Source organism: Vibrio sp. EJY3 (genome assembly GCF_000241385.1).
GTDB classification, from domain to species: Bacteria; Pseudomonadota; Gammaproteobacteria; order Enterobacterales; family Vibrionaceae; genus Vibrio; species Vibrio natriegens.
The window spans coordinates 748,590-767,587 of sequence record NC_016613.1; the positions used below are offsets into that span (position 1 = coordinate 748,590).

18 protein-coding genes are annotated in these 18,998 nt (G+C 46.6%); 1 reads left to right on the forward strand and 17 read right to left on the reverse strand.

Annotation, left to right across the window (positions count from 1 at the left end; genetic code table 11):
• Positions 1–20: 20 nt before the first annotated feature.
• The 12 genes from lipA to leuS form a co-directional block, all read right to left on the reverse strand.
• A complete protein-coding gene (lipA, locus tag VEJY3_RS03360; RefSeq protein ID WP_014231042.1) occupies positions 21–986 on the reverse strand; it encodes a lipoyl synthase in 966 nt (321 codons plus the stop codon).
• A complete protein-coding gene (lipB, locus tag VEJY3_RS03365; protein WP_014231043.1) occupies positions 983–1,645 on the reverse strand; it encodes a lipoyl(octanoyl) transferase LipB in 663 nt (220 codons plus the stop codon). The genes lipA and lipB overlap by 4 nt, the downstream gene beginning before the upstream one ends.
• Before the next feature lie 176 nt (positions 1,646–1,821).
• The gene (gene ybeD, locus VEJY3_RS03370) at positions 1,822–2,100 is read right to left on the reverse strand and encodes a DUF493 family protein YbeD (RefSeq protein ID WP_014231044.1); all 279 of its coding nucleotides are present in this window, start codon (positions 2,098–2,100) and stop codon (positions 1,822–1,824) included.
• Between the two features lie 139 nt (positions 2,101–2,239).
• Positions 2,240–3,418: a serine hydrolase gene (locus VEJY3_RS03375; RefSeq protein WP_014231045.1), complete on the reverse strand. Its 1,179-nt coding sequence runs from the start codon at positions 3,416–3,418 to the stop codon at positions 2,240–2,242.
• A 93-nt stretch (positions 3,419–3,511) separates the two neighbouring features.
• Positions 3,512–4,318, reverse strand: a complete 807-nt coding sequence (locus VEJY3_RS03380; protein ID WP_014231046.1) for a septal ring lytic transglycosylase RlpA family protein — start codon at positions 4,316–4,318, stop codon at positions 3,512–3,514.
• A 2-nt stretch (positions 4,319–4,320) separates the two neighbouring features.
• The gene (gene rodA, locus VEJY3_RS03385; RefSeq protein ID WP_014231047.1) at positions 4,321–5,442 is read right to left on the reverse strand and encodes a rod shape-determining protein RodA; all 1,122 of its coding nucleotides are present in this window, start codon (positions 5,440–5,442) and stop codon (positions 4,321–4,323) included.
• Positions 5,442–7,367 carry a penicillin-binding protein 2 gene (gene mrdA, locus VEJY3_RS03390; RefSeq protein WP_014231048.1) on the reverse strand — a complete coding sequence of 642 codons (1,926 nt, stop codon included), beginning with the start codon at positions 7,365–7,367 and terminating at the stop codon, positions 5,442–5,444. The genes rodA and mrdA overlap by 1 nt, the downstream gene beginning before the upstream one ends.
• Positions 7,368–7,396: 29 nt before the next feature.
• Complete coding sequence (gene rlmH, locus VEJY3_RS03395; RefSeq protein ID WP_010446437.1) at positions 7,397–7,867, reverse strand: 23S rRNA (pseudouridine(1915)-N(3))-methyltransferase RlmH; 471 nt, start codon at positions 7,865–7,867, stop codon at positions 7,397–7,399.
• A gap of 4 nt (positions 7,868–7,871) precedes the next feature.
• A complete protein-coding gene (gene rsfS / locus VEJY3_RS03400) occupies positions 7,872–8,189 on the reverse strand; it encodes a ribosome silencing factor (protein WP_020333722.1) in 318 nt (105 codons plus the stop codon).
• Between the two features lie 87 nt (positions 8,190–8,276).
• Positions 8,277–9,296 (reverse strand): DNA polymerase III subunit delta, encoded by a 1,020-nt coding sequence (holA, locus tag VEJY3_RS03405; protein ID WP_014231050.1) that lies wholly within the window; start codon positions 9,294–9,296, stop codon positions 8,277–8,279.
• A gap of 5 nt (positions 9,297–9,301) precedes the next feature.
• Positions 9,302–9,844, reverse strand: coding sequence for an LPS assembly lipoprotein LptE (lptE, locus tag VEJY3_RS03410; protein WP_014231051.1), 543 nt, complete (start codon positions 9,842–9,844; stop codon positions 9,302–9,304).
• A 157-nt stretch (positions 9,845–10,001) separates the two neighbouring features.
• On the reverse strand, positions 10,002–12,578 hold the full coding sequence (leuS, locus tag VEJY3_RS03415; RefSeq protein ID WP_014231052.1) for a leucine--tRNA ligase: 2,577 nt from the start codon (positions 12,576–12,578) through the stop codon (positions 10,002–10,004).
• A gap of 154 nt (positions 12,579–12,732) precedes the next feature.
• On the opposite strand from leuS, the gene VEJY3_RS03420 reads away from it, so the two are divergent.
• Positions 12,733–13,203, forward strand: coding sequence for a zinc ribbon-containing protein (locus VEJY3_RS03420; RefSeq protein ID WP_014231053.1), 471 nt, complete (start codon positions 12,733–12,735; stop codon positions 13,201–13,203).
• Positions 13,204–13,244: 41 nt separating this feature from the next.
• Here the strand turns inward: VEJY3_RS03420 and lnt are convergent, their stop codons facing one another.
• The 5 genes from lnt to miaB form a co-directional block, all read right to left on the reverse strand.
• Positions 13,245–14,762, reverse strand: a complete 1,518-nt coding sequence (gene lnt / locus VEJY3_RS03425; protein ID WP_014231054.1) for an apolipoprotein N-acyltransferase — start codon at positions 14,760–14,762, stop codon at positions 13,245–13,247.
• Positions 14,763–14,797: 35 nt separating this feature from the next.
• The gene (gene corC, locus VEJY3_RS03430; RefSeq protein WP_014231055.1) at positions 14,798–15,697 is read right to left on the reverse strand and encodes a CNNM family magnesium/cobalt transport protein CorC; all 900 of its coding nucleotides are present in this window, start codon (positions 15,695–15,697) and stop codon (positions 14,798–14,800) included.
• Positions 15,698–15,801: 104 nt separating this feature from the next.
• Positions 15,802–16,266, reverse strand: coding sequence for an rRNA maturation RNase YbeY (gene ybeY / locus VEJY3_RS03435; RefSeq protein WP_014231056.1), 465 nt, complete (start codon positions 16,264–16,266; stop codon positions 15,802–15,804).
• Between the two features lie 2 nt (positions 16,267–16,268).
• A complete protein-coding gene (locus tag VEJY3_RS03440; RefSeq protein ID WP_014231057.1) occupies positions 16,269–17,366 on the reverse strand; it encodes a PhoH family protein in 1,098 nt (365 codons plus the stop codon).
• A gap of 72 nt (positions 17,367–17,438) precedes the next feature.
• Complete coding sequence (gene miaB, locus VEJY3_RS03445) at positions 17,439–18,863, reverse strand: tRNA (N6-isopentenyl adenosine(37)-C2)-methylthiotransferase MiaB (RefSeq protein ID WP_014231058.1); 1,425 nt, start codon at positions 18,861–18,863, stop codon at positions 17,439–17,441.
• Between the last annotated feature and the right edge of the window lie 135 nt (positions 18,864–18,998).

The window sequence follows — 18,998 nt, forward strand, 5'->3', positions numbered from 1 at the left end:
TAGCTTTAATAATCAATTGATTACTTGATTTCGATACCTTGAGCCTGCATATCGGCATGGTATGAAGAGCGAACAAATGGACCACACGCTGCGTGTGTAAAACCAAGTTCCAGTGCGATCTCTTTAAGCTCATCAAACTCTGATGGTGGAACGTAACGTTCTACTGGCAGGTGGTGACGGCTTGGCGCCAGGTACTGACCAAGCGTTAGCATCGTTACGCCGTGTTCGCGCAGATCTTTCAGTACTTCGACGATCTCTTCTTTAGTCTCGCCAAGACCCATCATCAGACCTGACTTAGTCGGTACATCTGGGTGCTGTTCTTTGAATTTCTTCAACAGTTGTAGAGACCACTTGTAGTTTGCACCCGGACGAGCTTTGCGGTAAAGACGTGGCGCAGTTTCCAAGTTGTGGTTGAAAACATCTGGCGGGTTATCTTTCATCAGATCAAGAGCGACGTCCATACGGCCACGGAAGTCAGGAACCAAAGTTTCAATCTTGATGTTAGGGTTCAACGCACGGATCTCGCGGTTACAGTCAGCGAAGTGTTGTGCACCACCGTCACGCAGATCATCACGGTCTACAGAAGTGATTACTACATACTTCAGCTTCATATCAGCGATGGTTTTCGCCAGCTTTTGTGGCTCTTCCGCTTCTGGTGGTAATGGACGGCCATGAGCAACATCACAGAAAGGACAACGACGAGTACAGATTGCGCCCAGAATCATAAAGGTCGCAGTACCGTGGTTAAAACATTCAGCCAGGTTCGGGCAAGATGCTTCTTCACATACAGAGTGAAGCTTGTTCTTACGCATTGCTGCTTTAATGTCTTGGATTCGTTGGCTATCGGCTGGTAGCTTGATCTTCATCCAATCAGGCTTACGCAGCACTTGTTTCTGCTCTGTAGGCATGTTCTTTACTGGAATCAATGCCATTTTGTCGGCGTCACGATATTTAACGCCTTTTTCCATCTGGATTGGTTTGCTCATGCTTTATTACCTTGAGAAGGTGCTTCTGTGCTGAATTCCACTTGCTCGTAGTCGAGCAAAGTAACGAGTTCTTCTATTAGTTGCTTTTCTACAGCTTCCACATCGTCCGGTCCACCAAATTGGCTTACCTGAACCATTTCCATGCCTTGATACCCGCAAGGGTTAATGCGCAGGAATGGTGTTAAATCCATATTGACGTTTAAGGCGAGGCCATGAAAGGAACAGCCTTTACGAATACGTAAGCCGAGAGAGCATATTTTTTTACTATCGACGTAGACACCAGGAGCGTCTGGTCTTGCTGCAGAGTCGATATTGTATGCTTTTAGCGTGTTGATCACGAGGTTCTCTATGTTGGTAACGAGATCTCGTACTCCTAATTTTTTGCGACGCAGGTTAATCAGGAAGTATGCGACTAACTGGCCCGGACCATGGTAAGTCACTTGACCGCCGCGGTCGCTTTGCACGACAGGAATATCACCAGTGTTGATCAGATGCTCGGCTTTACCTGCCTGACCTTGAGTAAATACTGGGTTATGTTCCACCAACCAAACTTCATCAGGTGTTTCTTCTGTACGTTGGTCTGTGAACTCATGCATTGCCTTCCATACGGGCTCATAGTCCTGGCGGCCAAGTCGTTTTACAACAAGTTGGTGTTGCATGGCATTTCCTGTCGCGATTATATAAAGTGTTTGGATTATAAACTGGATAATCCTTCTACTCTACCATTGAGTAACAGTTTTTTAACTCAAAGGTAAGTGTTTTTCTACTATCTTGTTGATATGTAAAAAGAAAGCAGCCGAAGCTGCTTTCAAAAAAAATTTAATTTATCAAATTTTTATAGAACCATACGAACGATGTCGATTTCGCCCAGTTCTTTATATAGGACTTCAACCTGCTCGATTGAGGTCGCTGTGATATTGATAGACACCGAGTGGTAGTTGCCCTTCGCACTAGGTTTTACTGTTGGGCTGTAGTCACCAGGTGCGTGGCGCTGAATCACTTCAAGAACAAGTTCTGGAAGCTCAGGCTTTGCATGACCCATTACCTTGTAAGTAAAAGAACAAGGGAACTCAAGCAGGTCTTTTAATTTAGCATCAGAGTTGATGGTTAGCATATCGGTAACTCCAGTTGGTATTCGTTGCGGTGCGAAATAGTACAGTCAATTTAAGGTGAACTCAAGGCAAGGATCATTGACTTAAAAAGCCGCCATAGTCGGCGGCTTAATGAATCGGTTTGTTAATCTGTAGCTGTCTTTAGAAGAAGCTCTTAACTAACAATACGATGTAATCCCACATACGGCTGAATAGGCTGCCTTGTTCTACGGTTTCCAGTGCCATTAGCGGGTATTCGGCAATATCTTCACCATCGATCTGATAGTATAGCTTACCAACTACATCACCTTTATTAATTGGGGCTTCTAGCTCTTTTTCAAGTACGAAGCTTGCTTTTAGATTCTTAGCTTCACCACGTGGAAGGGTTACGTAAGTATCTTTATCCAGGCCAAGTGCAACCGTGTCTTTGTTACCCATCCATACTTTTTCTTCTACGAACGTTTCGCCCGCTTTGTGTGGCGCAACAGTTTCGAAGAAGCGGAAGCCGTAACTTAGCAGCTTTTTACTCTCTGATTTACGAGCGTTAGCATCTTTAGTGCCCATCACTACCGCAACCAGACGCATTTGGCCTTCAGTTGCAGAGCTTACCAAGCTGTAACCAGCGTTACTTGTGTGGCCAGTCTTGATACCGTCAACGTTCATACTCTTATCCCAAAGCAAACCGTTACGGTTGTATTGGGTAATGCCGTTGTAGGTGAACTTCTTCTCAGCGTAAACGCGGTACTCGTTTGGTACATCACGGATAAGCGCTTTACCTAGCAGTGCCATGTCGTATGGCGTTGAGTATAGTTCTGGGTTATCTAAACCGTGCACGTTGGCAAAATGAGAGTTACTCATACCCAGCGTGTTTGCCCATGCGTTCATTAGATCAACGAAAGCATCTTCCGAACCGGCGATGTGTTCTGCCATTGCCACACATGCATCGTTACCTGATTGGATGATAATGCCACGGTTCAGGTCTTTTACTTTTACAGTGGTGCCAACTTCGACGAACATCTTTGAAGAGTCCGGGAAGTTTTTCGCCCATGCGTTTTTACTGATGGTTACATCATCATCTTCTGAAATATTACCACGCGCTAGCTCTTGGCCAATAACGTAGCTGGTCATCATTTTGGTCAGACTAGCAGGAGACAACTTTGTGTTCATCTCTTTCTCTGCCAGTACTTTACCTGAATGGTAATCCATCAGTACGTAGCCTTTCGCTGCGATTTGAGGAGAGTCTGGTACCACGATCGGTGCGGCAAGAGCTGATTGAGCAAAGGTTGCTGAAAGAACAACGGATGAGACGAGAATAGATTTCACAAACTTATTTTTATTCATGGTAATTCAAATTTTTGGGTTTAACTGCGGACATCTTATCAGAATCCCCAACGATAATCAGAGGGGATTCAACTAGAAATCCATGAACCTACGTCATTTTACAGTGTTGTGTTTTTTAATAAATGCAGACGAATAGCCGAGCAATTTTACTTTATCCAGTGTGGCTTGCGTCAGGGAATAGTCACTAAACGGGCCTAATAACAAGCGATACGACTCTTTCGCATTTTCAAGGAAAGTATCCGTATCCAGCTTTTGACCGAGTTCTGAGCCTAAAGTTCGGGCGCGATTTTCATTTTTTGAAGATGCGACCTGAATTACGTATTTAGGATGTTCGTCCAAAGACTTTTTGTCAGTCGGTTTATCTACGCTGATGACTTCAATTTTGACATTCGCGGTGCCAGTTTTAAGTACATCTAACTTATGTGCCGCCGCGTAGCTTAAATCAATAATTCGGCCATCATGGAATGGACCTCGGTCATTCACGCGTACTACCGTTGTTTTGCCGTTATCGGTGTTGGTCACTTTGACGTAACTAGGCAGAGGCAGTGTTTTGTGTGCCGCTGTCATTGAGTACATGTCGTAGATCTCACCGTTGGACGTCAAATGCCCCTGAAACTTCTTACCATACCAGGACGCTCGTCCTTGTTCGGTAAAGCCTTTCGCGTCGCGAACAATTTGGTAGTTCTTACCGAGGAGATGGTAGTCTCTGTTGCCGCCTAAGCTGTATGGTTCGTACTTAGGGTAGGCGTCTTCAATATGATCCACTGAAAGTGGTGTGTCTGGCGCGACATCAGACTCAAGTTCGTAGCGGCCATCTTGCTGAGTTTTCTGGCTGGTTGATGAGCATCCAGCCAAAATAACTGCAGAAAAAACTAAGGAATATAAAGCGCGTTTTTGCATGTCTAGGTCGCCTTAGAGAATGCTTTTCTGTGCGTATGAATTGACATTAAAATACCAAAGCCAGCCATCAAGGTCACCATTGAAGTGCCACCGTAACTGATGAGAGGTAACGGTACGCCTACGACGGGCAGGATGCCACTTACCATGCCGATATTTACGAAAATATACACAAAAAAGCTAAGTACAATACTGCCTGCCATCATTCGTCCAAATGCGGTCTGTGCTTGGCTAGCAAGGTACAGGCCTCGACCAATAATGAAGAGATAGATGGCTAATAAGCAAAGAAAACCAATCATACCCCATTCTTCAGCAATTACTGCAAAGATAAAGTCAGTGTGTCGCTCTGGCAAAAATTCCAGCTGAGATTGTGTCCCGTGTAACCAGCCCTTACCTGAAATACCACCGGATCCAATCGCAATTTTGCTCTGGATGATATGGTAGCCCGCACCTAAGGGGGCAGATTCTGGGTTAAACAAGGTTCGTACACGCGTTTTCTGATACTCACGCATCAGGAAGAACCACAGAATTGGAATAAAGCCACCCAGAGCAACAGCCGCAGCTGCAATGATTCTCCAACTGATGCCCGCAAGGAAGATAACGAAAATACCGGATGCCGCGATCAGGATCGAAGTGCCTAAATCAGGCTGTTTCGCAATCAAAATGGTCGGTACACACACCATGACTAAGGCAACCATCAAGGTTTTGAAGGTTGGCGGAAGTGGCTGACGACCAATATAACGAGCCACCATTAGCGGCACGGCCAGCTTGAGTAATTCAGATGGCTGGAATCGGACGAAACCAAGGTTTAGCCAACGTTGGGCCCCTTTGGACGCTTCACCAAAAAACAGCACGCCAAAAAGCAGGATGACTCCTGACGCAAACATCAAGGGCGCGAGACTCTCGTAGGTGCGTGGAGAAAGTTGTGCAAGCACTACCATCACCACAAGAGAGAGCACCATACGCATGGCCTGACGATCCATCATCGCCAGGCTTTGGCCGCTCGCGCTGTACATGATCACCAAGCCAAATGCCATCAACGCTAAAATGCCAAGTAAGAGTGGCAAGTCAATATGGAAGCGTTCAAACAGGGCTCGGTTTTTACCTGTAGAGGGATCCATTTTCATTATTGCGTTGCCTCTTGCTTAACGTTGTTTTCATCTTCTTCAGGCTCGATTTTTTCCGGGCCGAGTACGACACGGTCAAAGATTTTTCTTGCTACAGGCGCGCCATTACTTGAGCCGCCACCCGCATTTTCGAGTACCACAGTCACGACTACTTTTGGATCATCAAACGGTGCAAAACCAGTAAATAAGGCGTGGTCACGCAAATGTTCGGCGACTTCATCTGCCTTGTACTCTTCGTCTTCAGCCAGTCCGAATACCTGAGCGGTACCGGATTTACCGGCGGTTTCGTAGCTCATGTCGTAAAACGAACGACGAGCTGTACCTCGAACCCCATGGTTTACACGGCGCATGCCTTCTTTCGCCATATCCCAGTACTTTTTCGGAACGTCTTTAATCGGCGGATAACTCAGGTATTCCTCTGAGTGCTGCTCATCGAAATCGCCACCATTGTTGATGGAAGCTTTAAGTAAGTGTGGGGCGGTAACGGCTCCGTCGTTGACCAGCACTGACGTCGCTTTAGCGATTTGCATCGGCGTTGCAGTCCAGTAACCCTGACCAATACCTACCGGGATCGTATCGCCTTTATACCAAGGTGTTCTGTGGCGAGACATTTTCCACTCACGGGTTGGCATGTTGGCTTTACTTTCTTCGTAAATATCAATTCCGGTGTAATCACCAAAGCCGAACATCATCATCCAGCTGGAAATGCGATCGATGCCCATATCGTAAGCCACCTGGTAGAAGAAGGTATCCACCGATTCTTCAATTGATTTGATGATATCAACACGGCCATGTCCCCAACGCAGCCAGTCGCGGAAAGGGCGAGTGTCGGAATTTGGAATACGCCAGTAGCCAGGATCATTACGGGTTGTTTGTGGAGTCACAACGCCTTCTTGCAGCGCGGCAACGGCCATAAATGGTTTGATGGTTGACGCTGGTGGATAAATACCTAATGTCGTTCGGTTCACCAGAGGTCGGTTTTTATCGTTAAGTAGCGCACGGTAAGCCTTACCAGAAATACCATGAACGAAGGCATTGGGATCGTAGCTCGGGCTAGATACCATCGCTAGCACACCGTTATCTCTTGGGTCGATAACCACGGCACTGCCGCGACGACCATCAAGCAACTGGTGCACATAAAGCTGCAGATTAATGTCCAGGTTCAATACAATATCTTTGCCAGGAACGGGTGGGACATATTTCAGTGTGCGGATCACTCGACCACGACTGTTCACCTCGACCTCTTGGTAGCCAGCAGTTCCATGGAGAATATCTTCGTAATATTTCTCAATGCCGAGCTTACCGATGTCACGGGTCGCTTGATAGTTCGAGGCTTTTTCTTCACGAATCAGGCGTTGTATGTCTCGATCGTTGATGCGAGAAACATAGCCAATCACGTGGGTAAGCACTTCACTAAATGGGTAGTAACGTTTTAGGGTCGCACTGATTTCTACGCCGGGAAAGCGATATTGGTTGACTGAAAATACGGCAACCTGCTTTTCATCCAGTTGAGTGAGAAGAGGAACAGATTTAAAGCGACGGGTGCGTTTTCGCTCGCGATGAAAGCGTTCAATTTGCTCTGGTGTGATTTCCAGAATGGTTTGCAGCTCTTTGATGGTCTCATCAATGTCTTTCACTTTTTCTGGAGTCAGTTCCAGGTTAAAGACAGGGCGGTTTTCCGCCAGTAACACACCGTTGCGATCGTAAATAAGCCCGCGGTTGGGCGCAATTGGTACGATTTTAATACGGTTGTCGTTAGAGCGAGTTTGGTAATCTTGGAACTGGTTCACCTGAATGTTGTACATGTTGGCGACCAGGGCTCCCATCAAAATGACGATACCGATAAATGCAACGATAGCGCGGCTGGCAAACAGGCGCGCTTCGGCTTGATAATCTCGAATTTGACTGCGGCGTCTATGAATCATTAACGCTTGGCTCTAAAGTTAAACAGCGATTATTCGCGATGGTAAGGGTGGTTAGCGGTAATGCTCCACGCTCGGTATAAGCTTTCAGCCATAACAATACGTACCAGAGGGTGTGGTAACGTTAAGGCTGATAATGACCAGCTTTGGTCTGCGGCTGCTTTACATGCTGGAGCCAGACCTTCAGGGCCGCCGATTAAAATCGATACGTCACGTCCATCCAGTTTCCAGGCTTCTAGTTGTTCAGCCAGTTGTGGGGTATCCCACTTTTTGCCAGGGATATCCAAGGTAACAATACGGCTCCCTTTTGGCACTGCGGCCAGCATCGCTTCGCCTTCTTTTTGCAGAATGCGCGCTATGTCGGCGTTCTTGCCACGTTTTCCGGCAGGAATCTCCACGAGTTCAAGTGGCATATCGTGCGGGAAACGACGGCGATACTCTTGAAAGCCTTCCTCTACCCACTTTGGCATTTTTGTACCAACAGCAATGAGTTGAATTTTCAAAAGATTAACCCCAGAGTTTTTCTAGTTGGTACAGCTCGCGGTGTTCTTCTTGCATCACGTGCAGCATGGCATCGCCCATATCCAGAACTACCCATTCACCTTCGTTCTCACCTTCCATGCCTAAAGGTTCAAGACCTGCTTTTTTTACTTCAGTCGCAACGTGATCAGCGATGGATGAAACGTGGCGTTTAGATGTGCCCGTGCAGATGATCATGTAATCTGTCACGCTTGATTTGCCTTCCACATTCAGGATGATGATATCTTCCGCTTTCATATCGTCGGCTTTATCAGCTAGAAAGTCTTTCAGTTCTTCGCGAAGCACTCGGTTTTCCTCGGTTTGTCTCTTATCTCTAAATAGTTTTGCGCTAATCTGGCAAAACGGGTCGCGCACTATATCACGCTTTGGTTTTTAAATTGCCAGCTTAATATCAGGAGAGCAGGTTTCCAGGCTCAATTGATGCATAGTTGGCCAGACGGATTCGTCATATTGGGTTTTCGCTTTTATCTCTGTCTGAGTAAGAAGAGACACAAGCTTAAAGATTTTTCTGGCTGAAAGACGAGTCAAGGCTGCGTTATACAAAGGGCGTTTATTTTGCCACACACGGTATTTTTCAAACACTTGGTTTGTGTTCATCTTGGCCAAATCCTGATGCATGCTCAGCAGTTGGTTGAACTCTTTTTGCACGCTACGAATAAGAATCACCGCCTCCACGCCTTCAGCTTCAAGCTGACGTAAGATACGTTGGGCACGGTTAGCTTTTCCTGCCAGCAAAGCATCAATCCAGTTGAAGGTTGTAAAATGGTTGTGCCGACTTAACGCTTCCTCTAAACGCACGATGGTGAGTTCGCCATCAGGGTAAAGTAGAGCGAGTTTCTCTAAGCTTTGCGACAGTGCAAACAGGTTGCCCTCATGCCACTGAGCGAGCATTTGCAGCGATTGCTGGTCCGGTTTTAATCCAAGTTTGCGACAACGAGCCTGAATGAACATTGGCAGGCGCTGGAGGTCTGGTGTCAGGCAACTTACCCAGTCACCTTTCGCGCTGAGCGATTTAAACCATTTACTGTTTTCCTGCGCCTTAGTCAGCTTACTGCCGATGATGACCAGCATGATGTCATCATGCATCATGTCTGACAGTGCCTGCAGTTCTTTGCTTATTGCGGTGTTGATGCCACTTTCTGGTATTTCGAGCTCAATGAGTTGGCGGCTGGAGAACAGGCTGAGCGCCTGAAAGCAGTCATAAACCTGGTTCCAATCTAAGCTCGCATCAACCGCAAAGCGATGCTTTTCTTCAAAACCGTGTTGGAATGCGGTTTTTTGGATTGCTTGACGGCTTTCTTGAATTAATAGTGGTTCATTACCAAAGATCAGGTAAATCGGCTTGATGTGCTTGGCTAAATGATCTGCCAGCTTGTCAGCATATACTCGCATGTTACTTAAGAATTCGTGTTCGCAGTTGGCTGATTAATTTCGCCAGACTCGTATTCTGCACGCACTCGTCCTAACTGACGCATCATTTGCTTGGCAGCTTGTAAGTGCATTTCATCTTTAATCACGTCGCGTTCAACCGACTTAGCCAAGGCTGTCAGTGGGTTATCCAAATAGTTGCGATTGACTGTAGTGGTGTAGTTCTTCGTGCCATAACCCGGGATCGTGACACGGTATTGTACAACGTAAGTCAGTTCTTTCTCTGCTGCACGGCTGTTTTGGTAAAGCGATAGCGTACGCTCTTCAAGGCTTGTCTCAATCAGATGTAAGTTTGGTACGCTTGACGATGGTTGAACCAATTCTACTTTATTCAGCGTGAGCTGAGATTTCACGTAGCGGGTTAGCTGGTTGTATTCATCGTAACTGGTGAATGACATGGTGTGCAGCTCTTCCGGTACAGAGTATTCGCCGCGAAGGTGAAAACCACAGGCAGAGAGAAGTCCGGCTAATACCAATACCACAGGTAGTTTAATCAAAGAGAAAAAGCGCATTGATTGTATTCATCCTAAATTGCATAAGGGGGATATTTACCTTAAACCACTCAGTGGGAATGGTTTGAGGTAAATAAACAGGGTAGAGGACTACCCTGTTTAATGACTCTTGGTTAGCGAATAAGTTCGCTAAGCTGAGAGAAATTGCAGACTATGATTAGTTTGCAACGATGTTCAGAAGTTTACCCGGAACGTAAATGACTTTACGGATGGTTTTGTCTTCGGTGAACTTAGTTACGTTCTCATCGTTCAGGCCAAGCTCTTCAACTTGCTCTTTAGTTGCGTCTGCTGCAACAGTCAGCTTCGCACGTAGCTTACCGTTAACTTGAACAACGATCGTTTTTTCGTCTTCAACCAGTGCTTTCTCATCGAAAGTTGGCCAAGCCGCGTTGTCGATGTCAGTCTCACCCAGTGCAGTCCATAGCTCGTATGAAATGTGCGGAGTGATAGGGTAAAGCATTGCAACTACTGCTTTAAGAGCTTCATCAAGGATAGCACGGTCTTGTGCTGATTCTTGAGGCGCTTTCGCTAGCTTGTTCATCAGTTCCATGATTGCTGCGATAGCCGTGTTGAATGTCTGGCGACGAGCAACATCATCGGTTACTTTCGCAATGGTCTTGTGAACGTCACGACGTAGTGCTTTTTGATCACCAGAAAGTGCATCTGCGTTAACCGCTTCTGCTGCACCTTTTGCTGTGTGCTCTTTCACTAGTTTCCAAACACGTTTCAGGAAGCGGTTTGCACCTTCTACGCCAGACTCTTGCCACTCAAGCGTCATGTCTGCTGGAGAAGCGAACATCATGAACAGACGTACTGTGTCAGCACCGTACTTGTCTACCATCTCTTGAGGGTCGATACCGTTGTTCTTCGACTTAGACATTTTGATCATGCCTGAGTGCTCAACGTTGCGACCTTCGTTATCGGTAGCTGAGGTGATACGGCCTTTACCGTCACGCTCAACTTTCACGTCAGTTGGTGCAACCCACTCTTTGCCGCCTTTCTCGTTTTCGAAGTAGAACGCGTCTGCCAGTACCATGCCTTGACATAGTAGTTGCTTGAACGGTTCGTCAGACGTTACGTAGCCCGCATCACGCAGAAGCTTGTGGAAGAAGCGTGAGTACAATAGGTGCATACAAGCGTGCTCGATACCACCGATGTACTGGTCTACTGGTAGCCAGTAGTTTGCTTTTTCTGGATCCAGGATGTCGTCTGCTTGTGGTGAACAGTAACGCGCGTAGTACCAAGAAGATTCCATGAACGTATCGAACGTGTCAGTCTCACGTAGAGCTGGTTCGCTGTTGAATGTAGTCTTCGCCCATTCTTTGTCTGCTTTGATTGGGCTCGTTACGCCGTCCATCACCACGTCTTCTGGAAGAATCACTGGTAGTTGGTCAGCTGGTACTGGGTGAACTTCACCGTCTTCAGTCGTTACCATTGGGATTGGTGCACCCCAGTAGCGTTGACGAGATACACCCCAGTCACGTAGACGGAAGTTAACAGTCTTAGTGCCTTTACCTTCTGCTTCTAGTTTCGCTGCGATTGCATCGAATGCCGCTTGGAATTCAAGACCGTCGAACTCACCAGAATCGAACAGAACGCCTTTCTCTGTGTATGCTGCTTCAGAAACATCTAGCTCGCTACCGTCAACTGGTTTGATGACAGGAACGATGTCTAGGCCGTATTTGGTTGCAAATTCGTAGTCACGTTGGTCGTGAGCAGGTACAGCCATAACCGCGCCTGTGCCGTAGTCCATCAGTACGAAGTTTGCTACGTATACTGGTACTTCACGGCCGTTCAATGGATGAATCGCAGTAAGGCCAGTCGCCATACCTTTCTTCTCCATTGTCGCTAGCTCAGCTTCAGCAACTTTGTTGTTCTTACATTCGTCGATAAATGCTGCAAGCTCTGGGTTGTTCTCTGCTGCTAATGCTGCAAGAGGATGGCCTGCTGCGATACCCACGTAAGTCACACCCATAAGCGTGTCAGGACGAGTTGTGTAAACTTCTAGATCTTGAGCTTGGTCTTTCACTTGGAACTTAAGCTCAACACCTTCAGAGCGGCCAATCCAGTTGCGCTGCATGGTTTTCACCATTTCAGGCCAGCCGTCTAGGTTGTCTAGATCGTCCAGTAGTTCTTGTGCGTATTCAGTGATCTTAATGAACCACTGAGGAATCTCTTTTTGCTCTACAGGCGTGTCACAACGCCAACAGCAGCCATCTTCAACCTGTTCGTTCGCTAGAACGGTTTGGTCGTTTGGACACCAGTTCACTGATGAAGTCTTCTTGTAAACCAGGCCTTTTTCGTAAAGCTTAGTGAAGAACTCTTGTTCCCAACGGTAGTATTCTGGCGTACAGGTCGCGAATTCACGGTTCCAGTCGTAACCAAAGCCTAGAAGCTTAAGCTGGTTCTTCATGTACTCAATGTTTTCGTAAGTCCATGGCGCTGGTGCTGTCTTGTTTTTTACTGCTGCGTTTTCTGCAGGCAGACCGAATGCATCCCAACCGATAGGTTGCATCACGTTTTTGCCTTGTAGGCGTTGGAAACGAGATACTACGTCACCGATGGTGTAGTTACGCACGTGACCCATGTGCAGTCGACCACTTGGGTATGGGAACATAGATAGACAGTAGAATTTTTCTTTATTTGGGTCTTCACTTACAACAAAGGTCTTGTTGTCATCCCAGTGCTTTTGAACTTTCTGTTCAATGTCTTGTGGGTTGTATTGCTCTTGCATCGATGATATCCGGTTATCTTGGAATTTGTGAGTTCGGTTAGAACAGACTTAAATAGATCGTCATAGAATACCTAAAGCTAGGGATCACAACAATAGCCAATCTGTACCCTTGCGTACTCAAGTCACGCAGGTAGGAGAAAGATGGAGGTCAGTTATGCCTAAACGTAAAACAGGTTATGAGGAAATGCTCGAGGATGTGATCGAAACCTTGAAGCACAGTCCTGAAGAAGTTAACAAAGCGATAGAGACGTCAGGCAAAGTGGTGGAAGCCGCGAATGACCTGACCAAAGATGAGTTGGCTTTGATTAAAGCGTACGTCAAATCTGACTTAAAAGAGTTTTCAGAAAATTACGAAGACAGTAAAAGTGGCCCTTTTTACCTAACGATTGCAGATTCAATCTGGCAAGGATTGTTAGAAATTACTGACCGGACCAAGGTTGAATGGGTTGAGTTATTTGATGACCTCGAGCATCAAGGCCTGTATGAAGCTGGTGATGTGATTGGTTTGGGTACTTTAGTGTGTGATGAATGTGGTCATAAAACCACGTATAACCATCCAACCGTTATTATTCCGTGTATCAAATGTGGTCATACTGGCTTTAGTCGTCAGTCTTTAAAACCTTAACAAGTATGAAAAAAGAGGCCGTTTGGCCTCTTTTTAGTTGATTAGTTTTTCTTTCTTGGTATCCACCAAGCGAGCATCAAACTTAATGCTACCCAAATATACAATGGCCAGGTGCCAACGAGTCGATAGGGCGTTTTCCCATCGGTTGGAGTCAGTTCTGCACGCAGCACTGCCGTTTTAAACTGCGGTACCTGCTCGATAATCTTACCTTTGTGGTCGGTGACGGCAGTTAATCCGTTATTCGTTGAGCGGATCAGAGGCTTGCCTAGCTCCAGTGCACGCATACGGGCGATTTCCATATGCTGAAGTGGACCAATCGAATGCCCAAACCACGCATCGTTAGAAAGCGTGAGGATGAAATCTGTTTCGTCGTTGACGTTTTGACGAACCTGCTCGTTAAAAATGATTTCATAACACAGCGCAGGTGCCATATGCATGCCATTAGCGACGATGTTTGGCTGCACAAAATCCCCACGACTGAATGAAGACATCGGCAAATTAAAGAAAGGCGCAAGTGGGCGTAAGATGTCCTCAAACGGCACAAACTCACCAAATGGCAGCAAATGATGCTTATGGTAACGTTCTGTTAAGTCAAAGCTGTAATCGCCATATGGCGTCGCTCCGAGAGAAAGAATGCTATTGTAAAACTGTCGGTCTTCGTCCTGATTCACTACACCAGTGATAATGGCGCTGTGATTCATTTTTGCAGCACTGTCTAAGTTCTGTAGGAATGAAGGCACTTCAATCTCAAACGCCGGAATCGCGGCTTCTGGCCAGACAATGATGTCCGCATCCCAGTTTTCGCGAGTCAGATCGGTGTACTTCATAATGGTTGGCCAGCGCTGTGTTGGCAGCCATTTCAGTTTTTGGTCGACATTGCCTTGGATCAGCGCGACTTTGGTGACGTCCTGAGAACGAGGCGTCACCCAATCATACTGACGGATACCAAAACCTGTGCTCAAAAGTACAGCCGGTATTACCACCACTAGCCACTGTTTATGTAACCAAGCGTATGCCAATGCGCCAGCAGAGATGATAATAAACAGAGTCAGAAGCTCTACACCGCCAATTGGAGCAAAGCTCGCCAGCGGGGCGTCAATCTGGCTGTATCCGAGCCATAGCCATGGGAAACCTGTCATTACCCAGCCACGAAGCCAATCGGTAATCAACCAAAGAGCAGGCGCGGCAAGCAGTGCGTTAGTTAAGGTGAATTGAGGAAAGAACTTGTTTTTCAGCCAGGCAAACAGACCCGAGTAGATCGCCAGATAGGCAACTAACAGACCCATTAAGAATAGATTGGCAATCAGCGGCATACCGCCAAAGCCAGCAATACTGACGTATACCCAGCTGACGCCGGTAGCAAATTGGCCAAGGCCCCATGAATAACCAATCCAAAGTGCGCGTTTGGGCGTTTGGTTGGCAAGAAGGATAAGCAGTATCGCAGGGCTAAGAATAGCGATAGGCCATAGTTGGTAAGGAGCAAAAGCCAGTGTTGTGGAAGCGCCAACAAAAGCGGCCACTAAAGGCCGCTTGAGGCGATGAAAGAGTACATTCATCATTTATATTTTTCTGATATTCCCGGTAGGGTATCGCGTTACTCTTGAGTGGCTTCAACCAGTGTTTCTTCGTCTGGAATAGTCACTTGGAGTTGAATGACACGACGGTTATCGGCAGCGGTGACTTTGAAGTTATAGCCTTCAATTTCAACCAGTTCACCACGAGAAGGCAGGTGACCAAAGGCAGTCATTACCATACCACCAACGGTATCCACCTCTTCATCGCTGAAGTTGGTGCCGAATGTCTCATTAAACTCTTCAATCGTTGTCAGAGCTCTGACAGCAAACGTATGTTTGCTTAGCTTACGAATGTCAGTCTCTTCCGACTCGTCAAACTCATCTTCGATATCACCAACAATTTCTTCAAGGATATCTTCAATGGTTACGAGGCCTGAAACGCCGCCGAATTCATCGACAACAATCGCCATATGATAGCGTTCTTCGCGGAACTCTTTTAGCAGGCGGTCGACCCGTTTGCTTTCCGGAACCACGACTGCAGGTCGAATTACTTCTTCAATATCAAATGGGTTGCTGCCTGAGCCTAAGTATTTGAGTAAGTCCTTCGCAAGTAGAATGCCTTCCACATGGTCTTTATCCTCGCTGATAACAGGGTAACGCGAGTGTTGAGCATCCGTGATTAGCGCGATTAGCGTGTCTAAATCGTAAGTGCGCTCAACAGTAACCATTTGCGAACGCGGGATCATAATGTCACGCACGCGCATTTCGGAGATTTCCATAACACCTTCGAGCATGTCGCGGGTGTCGTGGTCAATCAGGTCATTTTCTTCTGAGTCGCGGATAACATCCACAAGCTCTTGGCGGTCTTTAGGATCGCCCTGGAAAAGTTGACCTAGACGTTCAAAGAAGGACTTTCTACTCGGACCTTCTGCCTTTTCTTTCTTACCTTCGCTAGAAGAGGGAGAATTATCTTCGTTCATTGTTTCTCAATTAAGTAACGCTATCAGAAGTGTGATAGCTCACGTAGAAAGACGAACACGAGGGTAATGTAGGTGATTCGCCTTTCCCTGTTGAGCAACCGAGGTTACTCTTTTTCAGCAATGTAAGGGTCTTCATAACCCATACCCTGCATGATTTCTGTTTCGAGGGACTCCATCTCTTCGGCTTCGTCATCCTCGATATGATCATAACCTAGCAGATGCAAGCTGCCATGTACAACCATATGCGCCCAATGTGCTAACAGAGGTTTATTCTGTTCTATCGCCTCTTTTTCAACTACTTGACGACAAATAATCAAGTCACCAAGCAGATCCATTTCCATACCCGGAGGTACTTCAAATGGGAAAGATAGCACATTAGTCGGTTTATCTTTACCACGATAGTCGTGATTTAAAGTGTGACTCTCTTGCTCATCGACAATACGAATGGTGACTTCTGCCTGCGGCTGAAACAGAGGAATAGTCTTATCTAGCCACAGTTGAAAGTCTTCCTGAGAAGGCAAGCCTTCTTCGTTTTCGACTGCCAGTTGAAGATCAAGTTCAATCGCCATCTTTATTCCTTAGTCGCAGTAACTTGAGCGCTTAGCTCAGCTTTTGCCGCTTCAAGCAGTTTGGCATCACGCTCTTCACGACGACGCTTTTCAAACTCTTTACGCTCTTTCTGGTCTTGCGCTTCCCATTTCTCGTACGCGTTAACAATACGAGCCACAACAGGATGGCGCACAACGTCATCTGCCTGGAAGAAGTTAAAGCTGATGTCGTCGACTTCGCTCAGTACCTCAATGGCGTGACGAAGGCCTGATTTTGCGCCGCGTGGCAAGTCAATCTGAGTCACGTCACCAGTGATGACTGCACGTGAGTTAAAACCAATACGCGTCAGGAACATTTTCATCTGTTCAACCGTCGTGTTCTGACTCTCATCCAGAATGATAAAGGCATCATTCAGGGTACGACCACGCATGTAAGCCAGTGGTGCAACTTCAATCACGTTACGCTCAATCAGTTTTTCCACGCGCTCAAAGCCTAGCATCTCGAACAGTGCGTCGTACAGTGGACGAAGGTATGGGTCAACCTTCTGGCTGAGATCACCAGGCAGGAAGCCCAGTTTTTCACCCGCTTCAACAGCTGGACGAGTCAAAAGAATACGACGGATTTCTTGACGCTCTAAAGCATCAACCGCTGCCGCTACTGCAAGGTAAGTCTTACCTGTACCTGCCGGGCCAATACCAAACGAGATATCGTGAGTCACCATGTTAACCAAGTATTGAGCCTGGTTAGGAGTACGTGGTTTGATCACGCCTTTTTTGGTTCTCACGAACACTTCTTTACCGTGTTCAATGTTTGATTCAGTGTTTTGTTCTAAAACGCCTGATTCTTTAATCGATAAATGGATCTGCTCAGGTTCGATGTCTGGGATCTCGCCACGCACAGGTGCGGTATCGACATAAAGTGATTTCAGGATATCCAGAGCAGCGGCAGAAGTGTGTGGTTTACCAACAATGGTAAAGTGGTCACTACGGTGGTTGATTTCAACGCCCAGACGGCGTTCTAAATGCTTGATGTTGTCATCGAAAGGACCGCACAGGCTAGCTAGTCGGCGGTTGTCTGAAGGTTCTAGGTTGATTTCTAGAGTTACTATTTTATTGCTCAATGTTGCCTCTCATTTTTGCCATTTACTGAGAGCCTGATAACGACCAGGCTCTCCATGGCTATTTGTACGAGCTTAAGGCGTAAAAGTAGCTACACCCAGCTCATCTTCGCGACGTGTTTTCGCCATCATTTGCGTTGGTGAAATCACACTACGAAGGTCCATGTCTTTTTCAGTACGTACTAGCTCACCACGCAATGAGTTTGCAAATACGTCTACAATTTTCACGTCTACGAACTGACCAATTAGGTCGGCGCTACCTTCAAAGTTTACTACACGGTTGTTTTCTGTACGAGCGCGCAGTTCCATTAGGTTTTTCTTAGAAGGGCCTTCAACCAGTACACGCTGCTCTGTACCAAGCATTAAGCGAGAGTAACGCATAGCTTGTTGGTTAATCGTTTGTTGAAGTTCGTATAGACGCTCTTTCTTCTCTTGTTCAGATACATCACATGGGTAATCCGCTGCTGGTGTACCAGGACGTGGAGAGAAGATAAAGCTGAAGCTCATGTCAAAGTCTACGTCTTTGATCAGCTTCATTGTGTCTTGGAAGTCTTTGTCTGTTTCACCAGGGAAACCAACGATAAAGTCAGAACTGATCTGAATATCAGGACGCGCTTTACGCAATTTACGGATGATAGACTTGTACTCGATGCCTGTATGCGGACGTTTCATCATGGTTAGGATACGGTCACTACCACTTTGTACTGGCAAGTGCAGGAAGCTTACTAGCTCTGGTGTATCTTCATAAACAGCAATGATGTCGTCTGTAAACTCTAGCGGGTGGCTAGTCGTGAAACGAATACGGTCGATACCATCGATAGATGCAACCAGACGAAGCAGTTCAGCGAATGAACAAATCTCACCGTCGTGCATTGGGCCGCGGTATGCGTTTACGTTTTGACCTAGTAGGTTAACTTCACGTACGCCTTGTTCCGCTAACTGAGCGATCTCGAACAATACGTCATCCATCGGACGGCTAACTTCTTCACCACGTGTGTATGGTACTACGCAGTAAGTACAGTACTTAGAACAGCCTTCCATAATTGAAACGAATGCCGTTGCACCTTCCGCGCGTGGCTCAGGCAGGCGGTCGAACTTCTCAATTTCTGGGAAAGAAATGTCCATGACTGGAGCATCGTCAGATTGAGACTGTTTGATCATCTCTGGCAGGCGGTGCAGAGTTTGTGGACCAAAAATAACGTCAACGTACGGTGCACGTTCACGAATGTGGTCGCCTTCTTGTGTTGCTACACAACCACCCACGCCGATGACTACGCCAGGTTTTTTATCTTTTAGTGTTTTCCAACGGCCAAGCTGGTGGAAAACTTTTTCTTGCGCTTTTTCACGGATCGAACAGGTGTTAAGTAGAAGTACGTCTGCTTCCTCTGGCTCTTCCGTCAGCTCATAGCCGTTTGCAGCATTAAGCAGGTCGGCCATTTTTGATGAATCGTATTCGTTCATCTGGCAGCCCCAGGTTTTAATTAGCAGTTTCTTACTCATCTCACTTTCGCTCGTTCAGTTGTACTTAAATCGGAGAGCTATTGCTCAAATTATAGCCGCCATCACGGCGGTAAGCGGCGTATTGTACTGCTTTAAAAAGCACCTGACTAGTGATCTGGCTAATTCTCTGCAAAG

Coding starts and splice junctions, on each gene's coding strand:
- lipB (WP_014231043.1), bottom strand. CDS start 1,645: ATGCAACACCAACTTGTTGTAAAACGACTTGGCCGCCAGGACTATGAG.
- VEJY3_RS03420 (WP_014231053.1), top strand. CDS start 12,733: ATGCCTAAACGTAAAACAGGTTATGAGGAAATGCTCGAGGATGTGATC.
- VEJY3_RS03375 (WP_014231045.1), bottom strand. CDS start 3,418: ATGAATAAAAATAAGTTTGTGAAATCTATTCTCGTCTCATCCGTTGTT.
- holA (WP_014231050.1), bottom strand. CDS start 9,296: ATGCGAGTATATGCTGACAAGCTGGCAGATCATTTAGCCAAGCACATC.
- lipA (WP_014231042.1), bottom strand. CDS start 986: ATGAGCAAACCAATCCAGATGGAAAAAGGCGTTAAATATCGTGACGCC.
- ybeD (WP_014231044.1), bottom strand. CDS start 2,100: ATGCTAACCATCAACTCTGATGCTAAATTAAAAGACCTGCTTGAGTTC.
- miaB (WP_014231058.1), bottom strand. CDS start 18,863: ATGAGTAAGAAACTGCTAATTAAAACCTGGGGCTGCCAGATGAACGAA.
- rodA (WP_014231047.1), bottom strand. CDS start 5,442: ATGAAAATGGATCCCTCTACAGGTAAAAACCGAGCCCTGTTTGAACGC.
- mrdA (WP_014231048.1), bottom strand. CDS start 7,367: ATGATTCATAGACGCCGCAGTCAAATTCGAGATTATCAAGCCGAAGCG.
- leuS (WP_014231052.1), bottom strand. CDS start 12,578: ATGCAAGAGCAATACAACCCACAAGACATTGAACAGAAAGTTCAAAAG.
- ybeY (WP_014231056.1), bottom strand. CDS start 16,266: ATGGCGATTGAACTTGATCTTCAACTGGCAGTCGAAAACGAAGAAGGC.
- corC (WP_014231055.1), bottom strand. CDS start 15,697: ATGAACGAAGATAATTCTCCCTCTTCTAGCGAAGGTAAGAAAGAAAAG.
- lnt (WP_014231054.1), bottom strand. CDS start 14,762: ATGATGAATGTACTCTTTCATCGCCTCAAGCGGCCTTTAGTGGCCGCT.
- VEJY3_RS03380 (WP_014231046.1), bottom strand. CDS start 4,318: ATGCAAAAACGCGCTTTATATTCCTTAGTTTTTTCTGCAGTTATTTTG.
- lptE (WP_014231051.1), bottom strand. CDS start 9,844: ATGCGCTTTTTCTCTTTGATTAAACTACCTGTGGTATTGGTATTAGCC.